The following is a 15,246-nucleotide window of genomic DNA, read 5'->3' on the forward strand; positions in this document are numbered from 1 at the left end:
CACCACCAAGCCCAAGGGCCAATTCATGGAAAAAATCCAGATCAAAGATTCTGAAATTTTAGACTTGCTGTCTGCTGACATCGACAAGTCAAAGAACTACGCCGAGGATCGCTCGAAGTTGCGCGTTGAGGACTTCAAGCGCTTTCGTGGCGCTCCTTATCCCGGCGACGAGCAAAAGAAGGCTAAAGGGTGGTCCACGACCGTTAACACGGTTATCGCCAACGCGGTGAACTGGACACAGCCCGGCTTGATTGAGGTTTTCTCGGACGACTTTTTCGCCTTCAAGCTGCCTAACACTCAGCAGGCCGAAGCGTTGCGCCGCTATGTTCGCAAGGTTCTGTACAAGCAGCAGCCGGGCGAAGAAATGATCGACGCTTTCATCACGGATTGCTTGATCTATCGTGACGGTGGTCTGGTCAAGGTTTACTACAAAGAAGACTATGACCTCGTAACCGAGAAATACGAGCGGTTGAGCGCGGAAGAGTTCCAGCAACTCAGCGCAAACCCGGCCTATACCATTTCACGGTACAAAGAAGAGACATTCGTCATTCCTGCCGTTGACGAGTGGGGGCAACAGATTGTTGACGAGTTCGGCAATCCCGCCTTTGATGAAAACACAGAGTACCTGGACGTCAAGGCGGTTCGTAAAGACATTACTTTCGCGGGGCCATGCTTTGAAGTCATCCCGCCCGAAGAATTTTTCCGCACGCCAGAGGCGAAGACGATTGATGATGCACGTCTCTGCTTCCACCAGACAGACCGTGATCTGAACTATATTCGCAAGAATGAAAAGGCCGGTATCTACCGCAAGGGCAGCTACAAGAAGGTATCCGAGAATCTGAGCCATGAGGACAGCGTTGACACGCTCGATGCAGAGCGCGATTCACGCGAACACCTTGAAGGCTTGGAGTCGGAGATTAACGACTTTCAGAGCGACGAAAAGCTGCTCAAGCCCAATACGGTTGTGAAGGTTCGCGAGATTTACACCAAGCTTGATATTGACGGTGACGGCCTTCTTGAGCCTGTTATCGTTTGGGAGTCGTGCGGCGTTGTCCTGAACATCATGGAGAATCCGTACAAGCGGCCACCGTTCAGAGTCGGCAAGCCTTTCCCTCTGCCACATCAATGGTCACAAGACCCTTATCCGTCACAGTTGGAAGACGATCAGCGCATTGTCACGAACCTTGACCGCCTGGCGCAGGATTCTGCGGCCTTACAGACCTACAGCAACCCGATCACCAACGACCCGCAGCTTTACAAGTCTTTGTTGAAGCGTGGCCCGCACACTGTTCTGCAGGGGGATCCGCAGCGCATCGGTGACGCTTCCCCTCGCGGTGGGCGTTCAAACGCCATTCTCAAGGCCAAAGAAGACGCCATGTCTGGCATTGAGAACAAGTCAGGCATCACGCGATACAATCAGGGCTTGGACTCCAACAGCCTCAACAAGACGCTTGGCGGAATGAATCTCATCATGAGCGCGGCACAACAGCGTCAACGGCTCCTTGCGCGGCGTATGGGCTGGGTCTTCAAGCACATCATTGGCGACATGCTCAAGATCATGGAGAAGTGGCCGACACCTGAATATCAGCAGATTATGCAGGGGCAGCGCATCCGACTTGAGGACATCGAGATCAATGTCGGCGTGTCCTTCAATGAGAAATACCAGCAAGCCATGATGCTTGAGCAGCTTGTTCAGTTCAACGCTGGACCGGGCGCACAAATGGGCGTTTCTCCGGAGCAGACCTTCGGACTCATCAAATACAAATATTCATTGCTCGGGATCAAGGTGGATAACTTCCTGCCCACGCAGGAGGAGGCCGCGAACTGCCGAGCATTGCAGCAGAAACTTGCACAGGCCACCAAGAAGATTGAAGAGCAGGAGGGACAACTGCGTGCAGAGCGACAGCGAAATGAAGCGGCAGAGCAATCTGGGCAGGGCAGCGGAGGAGTTCCTGGACAGCCGATGGCTCAAGCAATGGGCAGATCAAATGCGGGAGGCTTTCCGCAGGGCATACCCCCAACTGGACCCATGGGACGATAAGGCTTTTGCGGTCCTCAGAATTCAAGAAGAGTTTTTGAACCAAATGTTTAACGATGCCGAACTCGACAAGTTCAAAGGCGAACAAGCGTTTGCCTATCTCAACGGCGAACTTGAAGACGAGCAGCCCGGTGAAGGTGGATTGATATGAATCAGCTTGGATGGAGAAACAAACTCCGCAAAGTGAGAAAGCAGCGCGACGAGGCTTTGGCACAGGTTGCCGAACTTGAAAAGCGTGGCGTTGACTCTGGTGAACTCGACAAACTCAAAGCCGAGAATGAGTCTCTATCCGGAGAACTCCGCGCCTGTAAGATGCGTGAAGGCAAACTCAAGAAACAGCTTGAAAAGCTCAAGGGGAAATAAGCATGGGCCAGTTCAAAGAAACAAAGTCAAGCGGCGTCTCAAGTGGAACCCCTGTAACATTTGGCCTCAACCCTGAACTCACCAACCATCAGATTCAAGTCACGGTTACAGGCTCACCCACGGCGGGGACTCTGGCTGTGACAGACGAGAATGATCAGAGCCTCGGCGTCGCCATAAGTATGACCGCGCCAACGCCTCAGTCTGTGGTCGGCTCCTTTGGTTCCATGACCTTCACGCCCTCATTATTCGACGGGATCAGTTACTCGGTCACTGTTCGCTCTTGGGATTAGGTCATGTCTGGGTCAAATCGCTTTTTTAAGGTTTCCCTTGCCAAATTCAAGGAGCGCCTGAGAGCAGATCATCCGGACTGGGATGACGAACGTATCGAACGTGCAGCAAAAAGAAAAATCCGTTGGGTGAAAAAGTACGGGGTTTTTGATGGCGACGATTAACGCAGTAGCAAGTGGTTTTTGGGACGATCCGCTGCCGATGATGGCGGCGACATTGGCGCTGTTGCCGTTGGCGCAGCCCCTGGACCATCCCCCACCCCCGGAACGCTAATGCGGCAAGTGACATTGCAGCCAGCCGCGCTCACTCCCGTACAATTATCTTAGTAACCGACCAATTCTCAATTCGAGAATGTCGAACATATCCACGGGCAACAGGACGTTGCCTAGAGTCAGGAGGACACCGTGGACCCCAAAATCATTGAAGGTGGAGTCTCGCCAGTCGAGGAAACTCCCGAAGTTGAAGTCGCTGAATCCGAGCCGAAGAGCATGGATGAACAGCTTGAAGCAATCACCGATGGACTGATGGACCTCTCCGAAGAGGGCGAACCGCAGCCCGACCCTGACCCGGCCCCTGTAGAGGAAAAGCCGGTTGAGGAACCGGAGCAGGACTCACCACAGGAAGGACCAAAGGCCGAACCTATCCACGCTCCCTCGTTTTTGAACGAGCAAGAGCGCGCAGATTTTGCGGCCTTACCCCGTCAGCAGCAAGAGGCGATTGTGCGTGTCGGCAAGGGTGCCCAGACGCAGATCACACAGACCCAACAGGAATTGGCGCAGGAACGTAACCGACTCGCCGCTATGGAAGGTCTGTACCGTCAAATGCAGATGGACCCCAATTACGCCGAACACGTTTTGAAAGGATACCGTCCGGTTCAGCCGGGCCAGCCTCAAGAGGTTGAAAAGCCACACTTCGACGACCCCGTTGAAGAACTCAAGTGGGAGGCCAAGCAAGAGGCCATCAAGGAGCTTTCCCCCCGTTTTGAGGAACAGGCTCAGCAGATGACACAGTTCCAGCGCCAGGTGCAAATGGAACAGGCCAAGGCTCATTTTGCGGCAGACCCTCAGTACGAGGAAGTGCAAAGCGCAATCATCGAGCATGTCAAGAGCCTCCCCGAGTCCATCGGTCGCCCGATGTACCAGCACCTTGACAGTAATCCGCAAGCCTACGGCGAAATGTTCGCTCACTACAAGGCACAACTTGCGGCCAAGGCTGCCCCTGAACAGGGCGTGCAGAAACCGCAGCCGGTCAAGACGCAGGAGCGCGCCCCCATCCTTGAGGCATCCGGCCCGCAGTCTGAACCCCAAGAAATAGCGCAGCGTAAAGCAAACAAGCGCATGAAGTCTGAGGCCCTCCGCAATGGAGGATTAGAGGAAATCGGCGGCTACCTGTTCAACAGCGGCCTGCTCGACCACCTCGCATAAACACATTACCCCGCCGACAGGACGTTAGCGGGTAATTACAGGACGTACAATCATGCCTGAAGTTACCAGCACCACTTATACAGCAAACTATTCCGCGACGATGAAAGACGACATTCTCGACGTCATCACCAATATCTCGCCCGACTCCACGCCTTTCATGTCTGCTATCGGCAAGACCAAGGCTGAATCGACCCTTCACCAGTGGCCCGTTGATTCTCTCGCGGCTCCTTCCAACAACGCACAGGTTGAAGGTGCAGACCTTGAGTCCGCCGCCATCAGCCCGCCCATCCTGGACAACAACTACACCCAGATTTCGGCCAAGCAGTTCCGTATTTCTGACACCTCCGAGCGAGTGAAGAAATATGGTCGCAAGTCCGAAGTCGCCTACCAGACCGCCAAGAAGCTCAAAGAACTGGCCCTGGATATGGAATACGGTCTGGTCAACAACGCAACATCTGCCGCCGGTGGTGCCCTCACTGCCCGTCAGGCCAAGGGTATCAAGGGTTTCATCTCCACCAATGATGAATCCTTTGCTTCCTACGCCGTCACCAACGCGCTGACCGAAACCCTGTTCAATGACGCCATGCAGGCCGCATGGTCCGAAGGCGGCGAACTGGATCGCGTACTTGCTCCCCCGAAGGTCAAGCGCACCATTTCCAACTTCGACGGGTACAACACCCTGACCAAGGACATTGCCGCCAAGTCGAAAAAGGTCGTGGCCGTTGTTGACTTCTACGAAGGAGACTTCGGTTCCGTGGCCATCATCCCGCATCGCCTCATCGCACAGGACACCGACACCTCCAAGCTGTACGACTCCATGTTCTTCCTCCAGACGGACATGTGGAAGCTCGCCAGCCTCGGCAAGGTGAAGACCGAAAAGCTTGCCCGTACAGGCATGAGCCAGAAGGTTCTCATCTCCACTGAGTACACCCTGGAGTGTCGCTCCGAGAAGGCTAACGCCAAGATGGGCAAAATCTACAACTCTGCCGTAGCCTAACCCCTAACATCCCTCCACGGCGGGGGGCTGGGTTTTCTCCTCCTTTGTCCCGGCTCTCCGCCCCTTTCTCAAGGATAATTCATGTTCGATATTTCCACTGGCTTTGATTACAACGAAAAGACCGACGAGATGACCTTCACCCACTCGCAGGACGTCACGCCCATTCTCATGGAGAACGAGGCGCGGCGCATGTCTGCTGCTGCTCCAATGGGGCAAGGTTTGGGGCGCAAGGTTGCATCCATTGACATGGTGACCATTCAGGAAGCCAAGAAGCAGGGGTACGACCTTTTCAAAACGTCTGACCGTGAGAAGTGGCTCATTCTGCACCCTCAATACCGCACCGTCCGCGCTATCGACACCGGGCGTTCTGGCCGGATCATTGTCAAGTGACGTGCTTTTAATCGTTGGAGATAGCCCCAACACGAAAGCAGACCTTGCCACATGGTTGGCAATGGGCGTTGACTTCGACGCTTGTGGTCTCAACAGGGCTTGCCTCAATTACCCCTTGGCTTATCGCTACCTCTTTTCTTTTCATGCTGATGAGGTGCGGCAATGGGTCCCAAATGGTTCTCATGTCGAAGTGTGGTCACACCATAAATATCCAAGTGTGAACCACGTGAAACTGCCCATAAGAGTTAGTGGTGGAGGCTCCGCTGTCCCGGCGATTTATGCGGCTCTCCTCAAGTGGGGATATCACAAGATTGTTTTAGCTGGCGTCCCCCTCTCCGGTCCCTACAAAGATTTATTTTTCCCATCATTTCAGCGTCTTTACCGGGAACTCTCCCCGGCTGTTCGTTCCCTCTCAGGCAACACCCTCGACCTTTTCGGCCCACCTACCAAGGAGTGGCTTAATGACATTTGTTAGTAATTTGATTGATCGTACTCGGCTTAAGCTGAACGATGCCGCAAAATCCCGTTGGGAAGATGCGGATATGGTCGCAATGGCGCAGGAGGCCGTAGAGCGCGTCGAACTTGTTTTGGCGAAGTTCGACATCGAGTTTGCCAAGGAACGCGCCACGCTCACGACTGTGGCCGATCAGGACTATCTTCCCTTGCCCGCCGACTTCCTCACGGACAACGGACTGTATCGACCGGCGACAAGCACCGAACTCATTAAATGCAACTCCGACAACTGGGAGCGCATTATTTCAGCGGGTGAGCTTTCGCACTGGATTATTCGCGGCACCAACGCTTATTTCAAGGGAACGCCGAGGAGCGCGGAAGACCTGTACCTGTACTACTACACAAAGAACGACACCGGCAGCTGGACCGCAACGACCATGAGCACAGACGAAACCCCATGGGGCGGCAAGTGTGACTCCATCATGGCGTGGTACATGTCTATCCTCGCATCGAATGTCGATGGTGCCAACTGGTCAGCAGACCAGACGCTTATGCGCGACCTCGAAAACCGTGTGTTTGAGACATACGGCACACTTGGCACCGTTGCTGATGACAGCGTGGGGTGGCTCTAATGCCCGTACCGTCCAGCAAGCATTCAATGCTCAGGCCGCAAGTGTTCACGCCAACCCAGGGGGTGAATTACGGCAACGCGCCTATTGACCTGAAATCGACTGAGCTTTCACGGAGTATGAACGGGTATTACCCGAAGCAGTCGAGCCGGTGGACAGTACGCCCCGGCTTTGAGTGTGTGACTGATGCCGTTAACAAACTGACTACGCCCATTCTTGGACTGACTCCGTACTACAACGGCACGACCTTATACCTTGTGGCTTTTTCAGGTGGCAAAATTTACGCCATGAGCAAGGCAATCCTTGAGAGTTCAACCCCGGCATGGACTGAAATAGGTTTTTTGTCTGACTCAACAACCAAACCGCAAGCCGTGGTTTATAACGGTCTGCTTTTGATCGCTGATGGTGGTCCTTCAATCCGTTATTGGGACGGCACGACAACGGGACTTATCGCCAACTCGCCAAGCAAATGCACCGCCCTTGCCGAAGCGCGTGGGGTGTTGATCGGCAACTCGGGTGATGTAGTGGATTATATTTACCTGTCTGCTCCTAACTTTGCCGACAAGGATTGGCAGTCTGGCAGTGGACACCGTGAAGTTGCTGTCGGATTCGGCGATGGTGTGCCCGTCAACGCATTTTGTGTCGGTCCCGGCGGCAAGGATGTACTTGTCAGCAAAAAAGACGACAGGCAGGGCGTGGGGCAGATCAGACGATTGATCATGCCGGGTGCTGACACTTTATCTTGGTATGTTTCAGAGCCAACAGACAGCAGCTCCGCTGCACAGAACGCGCATGGGATGTTGAACGCTTTTGGCCGCACATTCTATTTTGACGATACGGGCATGAGGGCAGTAGCCGCAACAGACGGCTATGATGAGGTCAACGTCGATGCCCACTTCGGCAAGCGCATCAACAAAGCGTTCAACCTGTTCAACGCCGTGGTGCAAGAGATAACTTTTTTGCCGACCATTGGCGCGTTCATGCTCCTTTTGCAGAGCTATACCCAGCCCTACCTCTATTTCCCCCGAAACAACGCATTTTGTCCGTGGCGCATGTCTGGTGCCATTATCAACAGTGCCTGTACCATTGACAATAATATCTACATGGGAACAGCAGACGGCAACCTCTACCGCATGAATGAAAACATTGGTGCCGACGAGGTTGAGCCGGGAGTGGACCCAAAGCCAATTCAAAGCTACGGCAGAACCAAAAAGGTTACAGCCAACGGTTACGACATGGTTCTCAAGCGAACCACACTCGCCATGACGCCTATACGGTCAGGCACGGTTTACTTGAGAGCCGTCAAAAACAATGAAGCAACACAGGTACAGTTGTGTGACGGCTTCCCCGTTGAAGACGGGCGCAACCTTCTCGGCCTCGCTACGGGTCTTCTCGGCCTCGCAACCGGCTTGCTCGGCGCAGGCGGTGCAGAGCCAACGCAACAGACCATCCATGGCGGCATCCGAGACTGTGGACTGCAAATAGAATGGTACGGTGACGGCGCACGATACGAAATTGAACAGATAACGGCAGAGATTGCCGGTCCTCTTGGAGAGTAGATTATGCCTAGTTTAGGTGGCGGCGGCAAGTATGGTGGTTCTGATGTCGGCGGCGGTGCTGGTGGAAGCCACGGTGGTGGATATGACTCTAGTGGGGATAGGGATTATTCTTCTTCCCACCACAATAACACAGCTTGGGGAGTTGACCCGATAACAGGGAGAACTGTGCAAGTTGGGATGCCTTCCCTCTCTGGCCGTGGCATGATGACTACCGGCGTAGGGGGTCAACTTGGGTTCCTGAACACCATGCGTAGTGGTGGGAACCTGAATGAGGCGTGGAAGGCTATGACCATGAGCAACAAGTCTAGCCCGTTCCATAACCAGTATCGCCAGAATTTGCAGAAAAACATACGCGACATGGCGGCGGCTCGAAAGGCCGCTGATTTCAACACGTACAAAAGTATCGTGAACAGTGACATGGGGTGGGGCTTAAAGGCCGAGGCCATGAACAACCTTGAATCCGGCTTGCTTGGCGAACTCGACGCTGTGGGCATTGACACGCAGGAAATGCGCGACACGCACCATGGCGGCGGTTTCATGGGGCAGGCCTTCGGGTGGGGGGCTGGCGCTGATGATGTTCAGACCATGAGCGAAACAAGGGACGGCCTTGGGACTGTGGACCCAGACAACCCAATGGGCTATTCGCCGTTAGGCTTCATGGGCGTGACTGTCGCGCCTCACATTGGGGCAAAACTCGCTGAACTCACTCGCAGTCCTGTTGCTGGGATGATTGGGAAAAACGTAGTAGGTACTGTCGCTGAAAATTACGGGCCAACAACGCCAAGTGGATCAGGTGCCATTTCTATGGGGGCAAAGGCTCTGGGGGTACCAATGGGTGCACAAATGCGCCAAATGGCTGGACTCATGAACAAAGGTGCCAATTTGAATTATGCAGGGCATACCAACAAAACCGAAGGACTCAAAAATAGTGAGTCAAGCGGTGGAAGTAGACCGTGGTGGACTGTCTAAATAGACAGTATCCCTAGAATGCTGTCGATAGTCTTCAGGGTTGAATTGTCCTTCTTCTTCTCCTGCTGAGTGGCCTTTTCTTCCTCCTTCTCAGCCTCTGCCGTTTGTTGTTGCTTCGCGGCACAACCGAACAGCAAGCCAACCAGACAAATCATAACAATAAGCTTCTTCATGGGTCTTCTCCTGACCTTTTTATAACACAACCTCACACATATTCAAATAAGTATTTTATATCGTGTCAACCCCAACGCATGGAAGCGGCGGGACAATCACCAAGGATGGTGAACAATGGCAAATACGGCATACGGCACAGTCGGTGAAAACAACGTCAAGTATGGCCTGAACAAGGCGCAGGACTGGCTCAAGAACAACGAAGACGGTTATCAGACCCCTTATCCTGAATACACGGACCGTCAGGGTCCGGCGCAAATGGACTACGGCGTTGAGTTCGCACAGAACGCCAACCCATACGAAAAGGTCGGCGGCATTGCGCAGGACTGGGACCAGTTCAAGCAGGACATGCGCCAGCCTGTTTATCAGGCATATGATCAGAGTCTCCGTGATATTGATCAGCGGTTCTCTGGCAACGGGCTTTTCGGCTCTCGCGGCTACGGAATGAACGACGACACGCTTGTCAAGGCTGGTCAGGGCTTGCAAGCCGGACTGCTCGGAGCGGATACAGCGGCTCTCAATCTTTACGGTCAGGACTTGGACCGCAGGGACGCGCAGAACCTGAACGCATGGAAAACAGGACTCACTGAGGCCGAACGTAAACAGGCCCAGAATGCGAATCAATTCGCGTGGGATTACGGTCAGGCGCAAAACGCAATCGACTTTGCAAACAGTGAAGCCGCACGCAAGGACGCCTATAATCAAGACCAATTCGCCTGGGGCTATCAGCAGCACCGTCAGCCGTTCGCTGACTACATGGCCCTTGCCGGTGGTTCTGCTCCTATCGCAAATCAATCAGCCGCAAATCAGGCCGCGCTTGAAGCAGCCAACTTGCAGGCAAAGGCTGCTGGAACGTCTGCATGGGGTTCTGCAATCGGCGGCATTGGTGGCGGATTGCTTGGTTCATACGGCGGCGATGACGGTTGGTCTTTCGGCGGCATAGCTGATGATCTCGGTAGCCTCTTCTCTTGGTAGGCGGTGACATATGGGATTTTTAGATAATAACGGACTCGCCCTCGCCTATGGCCTCAATTCAGGCTTGCAGGCGTTCAACGCTGCGCAGGATCGCAACCTCAAGCGGCAGATGTGGGAAGGGCAGCAAGAGCGGCAAGGGATGCTTGACGATATGACGCGCAAGCAATTTGAAATGCAACAAAATCAATTTAATCGGCAGCAAAATCAGCAGGCGGCAGACGTGAAGCTGGCCGCTAATCCTCAGTTGCTCTCAACCATCGGTATGCAGGGACCATTTGCGCCAAGCGGTCAGGGGCAAGGGCTTGTGAATATGCCCAGTACTTCAATGGCGTGGAAGGCGCGAGAGGCTATGACGCCCGCAAAGAGGGAACCATCTACAAAGATTGAAAAGCTCCAAGCCTATCTAGGCATACTCCCCGAAGGTGACCCGCGCCGCGCCCAAGTTGAGGCGGCTATCCAGAAGGAAATTACTCCGTCTTCGGCTGTCAAGGTTGATGTGAACACTGGCAACAAGGCCGGGGAAATCCTTAGTGTGGATAAAACCAATCACACAGCCGTCATTTCTGACCCCACCGCCGAGAACGGTATGCGCGTTGTGGCTCTCCCCGGCGGTAAGACTGAAAGCGAAAAAACTACTCGCGCTCGCACTGGTGGCACGGCGGCTGCTATTGCAGTCCGAGAGCTTGATTATGTCCTTGGAAGCCTTGGGATCGACCCCGAAAGCGGAAAGAGGGTTCAAGGCAGCTCCGTTGCTGGGCCTCGCGGGCGTATGCTTGCAGACTCCGGTGTCGGTCGATACTTGGTGGCCGGAACCGGAACAGGTGATTTTATGGGAACATTGCAATCAATTAAAGACACCATCGCCATTAACCGGCTGCTTGAAATCAAAGCTTCGGGCGCAGGGCTTGGTCAGGTCCCTCAATCTCAGCTTGAAGCTTTGGCAAGGGCTTTGGGTAACCTTAACCCCGAGACTTCGGATGAGCTGCTAACCCAAAACTTGATGGATGTACGCAACCTGTATGCAGACGTTGTTCGTCGCTCTGCCACAGATGCCAATGACAAAACATTCACTCACTTGATGGAAAAAACAATGAATAAGCCGGGGGCGGCAACGCGGCGGATAGGGACCTTTGACCCTGATGCCGAGGCTGACCGTCTTATCAAAGAGGCCATGGGAGGCCAATAATGGACAACGCTCTCAAGTCTAACGTCTCCCGCATGGTTCAGGCCGGGGTGGCTGAAGACAAAATCAAGCAATATATCAAGGACTACCACGCCGCTGACCGCTATTTGAACGAGAACGGCAGCATCATGGGGTCTGAAAGGGGTGCAACTGATTGGGGCCGTGTTATCTCTCAGGGGGTGGGCGGAACTATCGGTGGGCTGATTGGCGCGGCCTCTCCCGTTCCTGGTGATGAGTTTCTTGCCATGGGCATGGGCGATGCTATCGGGGGACTCGCATGGGACACTTACCGCCGTCATGTGCAAGGCAAAGACCAAGACAAAGACATCCGCGATTATATGAACTCTGCCGCTGTTGACACAGGTATGGGCATGGCTGTGCCTGCTGGCATTGACATGGCGAAGCCGTATGTCGCAAAGGCTGTAAAAGGTGCGGTTGCCCCTATTAAGTCGCGCATAGCTCGACATGTTGGGAAGGTCGCTCCGTCTGCCGCCGATGACGTTGCCATGTTTGAGAGGCACGGCTTTAAGCCTGATGCTGGCATGGTGACCGATAACCAGAACATGCATACTTGGTCACAGTCCATCCGCAAAACTCCCGGTGGTGGTGGAGTGATGGGCGCAAATGATGCCCACAACATGGAACAGGGCAGTATCGTTGCAGACAAAATAGCTCGCGCCTTTGGGCAGCCTCAGACACCAAGTGTCCTTGGTGCTGACGTCAAGACCGCAGCGAGTGCAAAAAAAGAAGCGCTCAAGCGGCAAGCCGACGAATTGTTCAAAAGAGCAGAACAGCTTATCCCAGACGATATGATGGTGTCTGCCCCGAATACCCGTGAGATTGTTGCCTCCTTGGAGGCTGAGCTTGCAGACCCGGCAACAAAGCCGCTGGTCGGTGGAGTGAACAAGATCATTGCAGGGATTAAAAAATCTATGGGCGAAACCGGGGAGCTTAATGCCCGCACCATGAAGAACCTGAAATCACTTCTCGGCTCTGTTTACAGCAAGCCTAATGCTGACATCCTTGACGGCAAATATAAGATGCTTTTTAAGGCTCTCCGCAAAGATTTGGACAACGTAACGTCTGCCGTTGGCCCCGAAGCAGCCGAAGCTATGAACAAAGCAAACTCTTTCTATAGCAAGTTCAAGGGCGACAAGCTGGTAGGTGACCCAGGTTGGCAGGGGACCCTTGATGAACTCATCAGAAAAGCAAATTCAAGCGACACCTACAAGGCCATTGTCAACAAGGCTGGCGGCGACTCTGACAAACTGCGCCGTATCTTCCAGCTACTCCCAGAAAAGCAGCAGGCGAATATCCGCGCAACAGTGTTGCAGCAGATGGGCAAGGCTAACCCAGGCGCACAAAACGCAACCGGTGATGCCTTCTCGTTCAATACGTTCCTGACCAACATCAACAAACTATCCCCCGAATCACGCAACTTCCTCTTTATGCGCGGCGGCAAGCCTACGGCTGGCTATCAAGACTTGCTCAAGGTTGCCGAGTACATGAAGAACCTCGAAAAAGCTGCTAACCATTCAAACACTGATAATCTTCGCGTGTGGCGCGAGTTGTGGAAGCCTATTGGTCAAGGGGCGCTACTAGGCGGCGCTGGTGGAGGTTTTGGTGGCAGTATCCCCGCGATGGCAAAGGGTGCCGCTGTTGGTGCCGCTGTCCAGGGTGCAAGGATTGGAGCAGACTACCGCATGGCAAAATTACTGACCAATCCCGACTTTGTGAAATGGTTGGCTCAGTCTGGCAAGGCTGTCTCCGCTCCTGGGCGACAGATCAGCACAACCGCACAACTCGCCAAGCTCCCCATCATTGCCAAAATGAATCCCGAGATAAAAGACGAGATCGACGCATATCTGGATAACTTTGACGCCCCAATTAAAAGATAACCACCGGCAGACAGGAAGTCAGCCGACAAAGCCAAGGATGGCGAAAATATGACAATTGTACGTAACAGCGCAACCGTGCCGGACCCATCGGTCCCTAACGGTGACAGCGAAATGGCGGCAGTGTTGAAAAACAGCACAGCCATTGATGATGTGATCAGCGCAGCCAATGCGGATATAGCGGCCAAGGGTGACATGAAAAAGGCCGACAACCTCGCAGGGCTTGCCAACACTTCAACCGCTCAAACCAACCTTGGTATCAGCGCGTTTGCAAAGACGTTGCTCGATGACGCAGACGCGGCTGCCGCACGCGCCACGATGGGGCTTGTGATTGGGACGGCTGTGGAGGCGGCTGATAGCACCATTTTGAAGGACGCGGATATTGGCGTTACGGTGCAAGGCTACGACGCTGACACCGTTATAGCCCCAGGTGGAGTGCTGCCAGCCCTTGATGGCGGGAACCTTACAGGTATTGATGTCAATATTCCACACGCCCCGCAATCCATAGTGCAAGCCAACATGGGAACTCGTCCGACAGGGTGGAGCGCATTTGGTATGGATGTCCCGACTGAATCGCTAACTTTCTTTGGAGGTATAGTCACGGTTCAAACAGGACTCCAGGTAGCCTATGCTTACCAGGGTAATGTAAATCTTTCAGAGTTGTTATCTGTAAGCGGCACTGTAGACCTTAGTGCTCAACTGGACGGAACATATTATATCTATGCAGACTTAGACGCCAATGGTCTTTTTACTGGCTTCAACTTTTCAGCAATCCCTCAAAATGTGGGTTTTGATAGGATTGACCTCGGTTCAGACCTTTATAATCCGGCAACATTGGTTATGGTAAATTCATCCGACATACCTATCAGGCGGGTGTACATTGGCGAAGCTAATGTCCTGGCTAGCAACGTAACTGATGTCACTAGCTACTCCCTCGGCACACAGGTTCGTTTGCCGGTGAACGGTGGCACTGACGTTGTTGCCAATACCGAATATGCCGAAACAAAAACATACCCCGGCCCAGTCGAAGCGGTAGCGGAAATTTATAGTCCCACTATATCAAAATGGGTCCGTACATTCGATGATCACGCCGAAAGTTCTGCTTCTTTCTTCGGAACACGGGTGAGAACTATTGATAATAAGTTTATCTATATCAAAACAGCCCGAAATTTCATATCAGTAGCTACTGAAGACGGAACAACACTGACAACTGGAAAATGTAGAATTGTTGTAAAAAGGAGTTATTAATATGGTATATGGGAAAATAGGTACAAATGAGCAGAGGATCGGCGGTCAATACCCCGGCGAAGGTTGGGTTGAGATGACAGCGCAACGTCCCTCTCCCGACTATGTAGCTCAAGCTGACGGAACATGGGGACCGGCCCCTGCCCCTTCCTACGTCGAACAGCGCGAAGCGGCTATCCTTGAGAAATGGCCTATCCCTCAGCAACTTGAAGCCCATATCGAAGCGGCTGAAGACCCTCCGCGAATGGAAAAGCTGAACGCACTGCTTGCCGATGTGAAAGCTATTAAGGAGTTGTACCCTAAGCCTTTGTAGGCTGCTGACAGTACCGGTTATAAAATGTTTCGGCGTGCGGCAGTAAAAATACGGGACGGATTTGGGACGCAAAAGGGACGTTTTAGGCGTCCCATACGGGTTTTTTTTGGTAGTTTTTGGTAGATTGCCTTTTAGCCTTGACCTTAGTTAAAGGCCCGTATATCAAGGCTTCTCAAAGGTTGCCCCCATAGCTCAGGTGGATAGAGCACAGGATTCCTAATCCTGGTGCCGTGTGTTCGAATCGCACTGGGGGCACCAATGCAATTTTAGGGGCAGCTGTTATTTCAGCTGCCCCTTTTCGTGTTTTTTGGCTTGCTGCCAACCTGAAATGGCAATCCGTGGGCTGGCATTGTA

The 15,246-nt window shown here is 53.4% G+C and carries 17 protein-coding genes and 1 tRNA gene; 17 read left to right on the top strand and 1 reads right to left on the bottom strand.

Going from position 1 to position 15,246, the window contains the following annotated elements; genetic code table 11:
• Window positions 1-25 precede the first annotated feature (25 nt).
• From DPRO_RS18075 to DPRO_RS18115, 11 genes are all read left to right on the top strand, one after another.
• Window positions 26-2,041 (top strand): portal protein, encoded by a 2,016-nt coding sequence (locus DPRO_RS18075; RefSeq protein WP_097013332.1) that lies wholly within the window; start codon window positions 26-28, stop codon window positions 2,039-2,041.
• A gap of 144 nt (window positions 2,042-2,185) precedes the next feature.
• Window positions 2,186-2,401, top strand: coding sequence for a hypothetical protein (locus DPRO_RS18080; protein WP_097013333.1), 216 nt, complete (start codon window positions 2,186-2,188; stop codon window positions 2,399-2,401).
• A 2-nt stretch (window positions 2,402-2,403) separates the two neighbouring features.
• Window positions 2,404-2,691 (top strand): hypothetical protein, encoded by a 288-nt coding sequence (locus DPRO_RS18085; protein ID WP_097013334.1) that lies wholly within the window; start codon window positions 2,404-2,406, stop codon window positions 2,689-2,691.
• Window positions 2,692-2,694: 3 nt separating this feature from the next.
• On the top strand, window positions 2,695-2,853 hold the full coding sequence (locus DPRO_RS20205) for a hypothetical protein (protein WP_157917559.1): 159 nt from the start codon (window positions 2,695-2,697) through the stop codon (window positions 2,851-2,853).
• 240 nt (window positions 2,854-3,093) lie between these two features.
• Complete coding sequence (locus DPRO_RS18090; RefSeq protein ID WP_097013335.1) at window positions 3,094-4,113, top strand: hypothetical protein; 1,020 nt, start codon at window positions 3,094-3,096, stop codon at window positions 4,111-4,113.
• Window positions 4,114-4,165: 52 nt separating this feature from the next.
• The gene (locus DPRO_RS18095) at window positions 4,166-5,110 is read left to right on the top strand and encodes an SU10 major capsid protein (RefSeq protein WP_097013336.1); all 945 of its coding nucleotides are present in this window, start codon (window positions 4,166-4,168) and stop codon (window positions 5,108-5,110) included.
• A gap of 81 nt (window positions 5,111-5,191) precedes the next feature.
• Entirely contained in the window at window positions 5,192-5,500 is a 309-nt protein-coding gene (locus tag DPRO_RS18100; protein ID WP_097013337.1) for a hypothetical protein, read from the top strand.
• A gap of 1 nt (window position 5,501) precedes the next feature.
• Window positions 5,502-5,975 (top strand): hypothetical protein, encoded by a 474-nt coding sequence (locus DPRO_RS20210; protein WP_162291197.1) that lies wholly within the window; start codon window positions 5,502-5,504, stop codon window positions 5,973-5,975.
• Window positions 5,962-6,585: a phage adaptor protein gene (locus tag DPRO_RS18105; RefSeq protein WP_097013338.1), complete on the top strand. Its 624-nt coding sequence runs from the start codon at window positions 5,962-5,964 to the stop codon at window positions 6,583-6,585. Before DPRO_RS20210 ends, DPRO_RS18105 begins: the two co-directional genes overlap by 14 nt.
• A 26-nt stretch (window positions 6,586-6,611) precedes the next feature.
• Window positions 6,612-8,141 carry a hypothetical protein gene (locus DPRO_RS18110; RefSeq protein WP_157917561.1) on the top strand — a complete coding sequence of 510 codons (1,530 nt, stop codon included), beginning with the start codon at window positions 6,612-6,614 and terminating at the stop codon, window positions 8,139-8,141.
• Between the two features lie 3 nt (window positions 8,142-8,144).
• Window positions 8,145-9,110: a hypothetical protein gene (locus tag DPRO_RS18115; RefSeq protein ID WP_097013340.1), complete on the top strand. Its 966-nt coding sequence runs from the start codon at window positions 8,145-8,147 to the stop codon at window positions 9,108-9,110.
• Here the strand turns inward: DPRO_RS18115 and DPRO_RS20215 are convergent.
• Complete coding sequence (locus tag DPRO_RS20215) at window positions 9,107-9,283, bottom strand: hypothetical protein (RefSeq protein ID WP_157917562.1); 177 nt, start codon at window positions 9,281-9,283, stop codon at window positions 9,107-9,109. The two genes, DPRO_RS18115 and DPRO_RS20215, sit on opposite strands and share 4 nt — an antisense overlap.
• A gap of 115 nt (window positions 9,284-9,398) precedes the next feature.
• Here DPRO_RS20215 and DPRO_RS18120 point away from each other — a divergent pair, with 115 nt between their 5' ends.
• From DPRO_RS18120 to DPRO_RS18145, 6 genes are all read left to right on the top strand, one after another.
• Entirely contained in the window at window positions 9,399-10,256 is an 858-nt protein-coding gene (locus DPRO_RS18120) for a hypothetical protein (RefSeq protein WP_097013341.1), read from the top strand.
• A 10-nt stretch (window positions 10,257-10,266) separates the two neighbouring features.
• Complete coding sequence (locus tag DPRO_RS18125) at window positions 10,267-11,442, top strand: hypothetical protein (RefSeq protein ID WP_097013342.1); 1,176 nt, start codon at window positions 10,267-10,269, stop codon at window positions 11,440-11,442.
• Window positions 11,442-13,337: a hypothetical protein gene (locus tag DPRO_RS18130; protein ID WP_097013343.1), complete on the top strand. Its 1,896-nt coding sequence runs from the start codon at window positions 11,442-11,444 to the stop codon at window positions 13,335-13,337. The genes DPRO_RS18125 and DPRO_RS18130 overlap by 1 nt, the downstream gene beginning before the upstream one ends.
• Window positions 13,338-13,385: 48 nt before the next feature.
• The gene (locus DPRO_RS18135) at window positions 13,386-14,582 is read left to right on the top strand and encodes a hypothetical protein (RefSeq protein ID WP_097013344.1); all 1,197 of its coding nucleotides are present in this window, start codon (window positions 13,386-13,388) and stop codon (window positions 14,580-14,582) included.
• 1 nt (window position 14,583) lies between these two features.
• Entirely contained in the window at window positions 14,584-14,892 is a 309-nt protein-coding gene (locus tag DPRO_RS18140; RefSeq protein ID WP_097013345.1) for a hypothetical protein, read from the top strand.
• Window positions 14,893-15,073: 181 nt separating this feature from the next.
• Window positions 15,074-15,150: transfer RNA gene (locus tag DPRO_RS18145), tRNA-Arg, on the top strand.
• Window positions 15,151-15,246 lie beyond the last annotated feature (96 nt).

The sequence above is a fragment of the Pseudodesulfovibrio profundus genome (assembly GCF_900217235.1).
Taxonomy (GTDB): Bacteria; Desulfobacterota; Desulfovibrionia; order Desulfovibrionales; family Desulfovibrionaceae; genus Pseudodesulfovibrio; species Pseudodesulfovibrio profundus.

Bases quoted from the DNA above. Each gene is read 5' to 3' on its own strand.
- DPRO_RS20205 (WP_157917559.1), top strand. From the start codon at position 2,695: ATGTCTGGGTCAAATCGCTTTTTTAAGGTTTCCCTTGCCAAATTCAAG.
- DPRO_RS18105 (WP_097013338.1), top strand. From the start codon at position 5,962: ATGACATTTGTTAGTAATTTGATTGATCGTACTCGGCTTAAGCTGAAC.
- DPRO_RS18140 (WP_097013345.1), top strand. From the start codon at position 14,584: ATGGTATATGGGAAAATAGGTACAAATGAGCAGAGGATCGGCGGTCAA.
- DPRO_RS18125 (WP_097013342.1), top strand. From the start codon at position 10,267: ATGGGATTTTTAGATAATAACGGACTCGCCCTCGCCTATGGCCTCAAT.
- DPRO_RS18095 (WP_097013336.1), top strand. From the start codon at position 4,166: ATGCCTGAAGTTACCAGCACCACTTATACAGCAAACTATTCCGCGACG.
- DPRO_RS18135 (WP_097013344.1), top strand. From the start codon at position 13,386: ATGACAATTGTACGTAACAGCGCAACCGTGCCGGACCCATCGGTCCCT.
- DPRO_RS18075 (WP_097013332.1), top strand. From the start codon at position 26: ATGGAAAAAATCCAGATCAAAGATTCTGAAATTTTAGACTTGCTGTCT.
- DPRO_RS20215 (WP_157917562.1), bottom strand. From the start codon at position 9,283: ATGAAGAAGCTTATTGTTATGATTTGTCTGGTTGGCTTGCTGTTCGGT.
- DPRO_RS18115 (WP_097013340.1), top strand. From the start codon at position 8,145: ATGCCTAGTTTAGGTGGCGGCGGCAAGTATGGTGGTTCTGATGTCGGC.
- DPRO_RS18100 (WP_097013337.1), top strand. From the start codon at position 5,192: ATGTTCGATATTTCCACTGGCTTTGATTACAACGAAAAGACCGACGAG.
- DPRO_RS18130 (WP_097013343.1), top strand. From the start codon at position 11,442: ATGGACAACGCTCTCAAGTCTAACGTCTCCCGCATGGTTCAGGCCGGG.
- DPRO_RS18110 (WP_157917561.1), top strand. From the start codon at position 6,612: ATGCTCAGGCCGCAAGTGTTCACGCCAACCCAGGGGGTGAATTACGGC.
- DPRO_RS18120 (WP_097013341.1), top strand. From the start codon at position 9,399: ATGGCAAATACGGCATACGGCACAGTCGGTGAAAACAACGTCAAGTAT.
- DPRO_RS18080 (WP_097013333.1), top strand. From the start codon at position 2,186: ATGAATCAGCTTGGATGGAGAAACAAACTCCGCAAAGTGAGAAAGCAG.
- DPRO_RS18085 (WP_097013334.1), top strand. From the start codon at position 2,404: ATGGGCCAGTTCAAAGAAACAAAGTCAAGCGGCGTCTCAAGTGGAACC.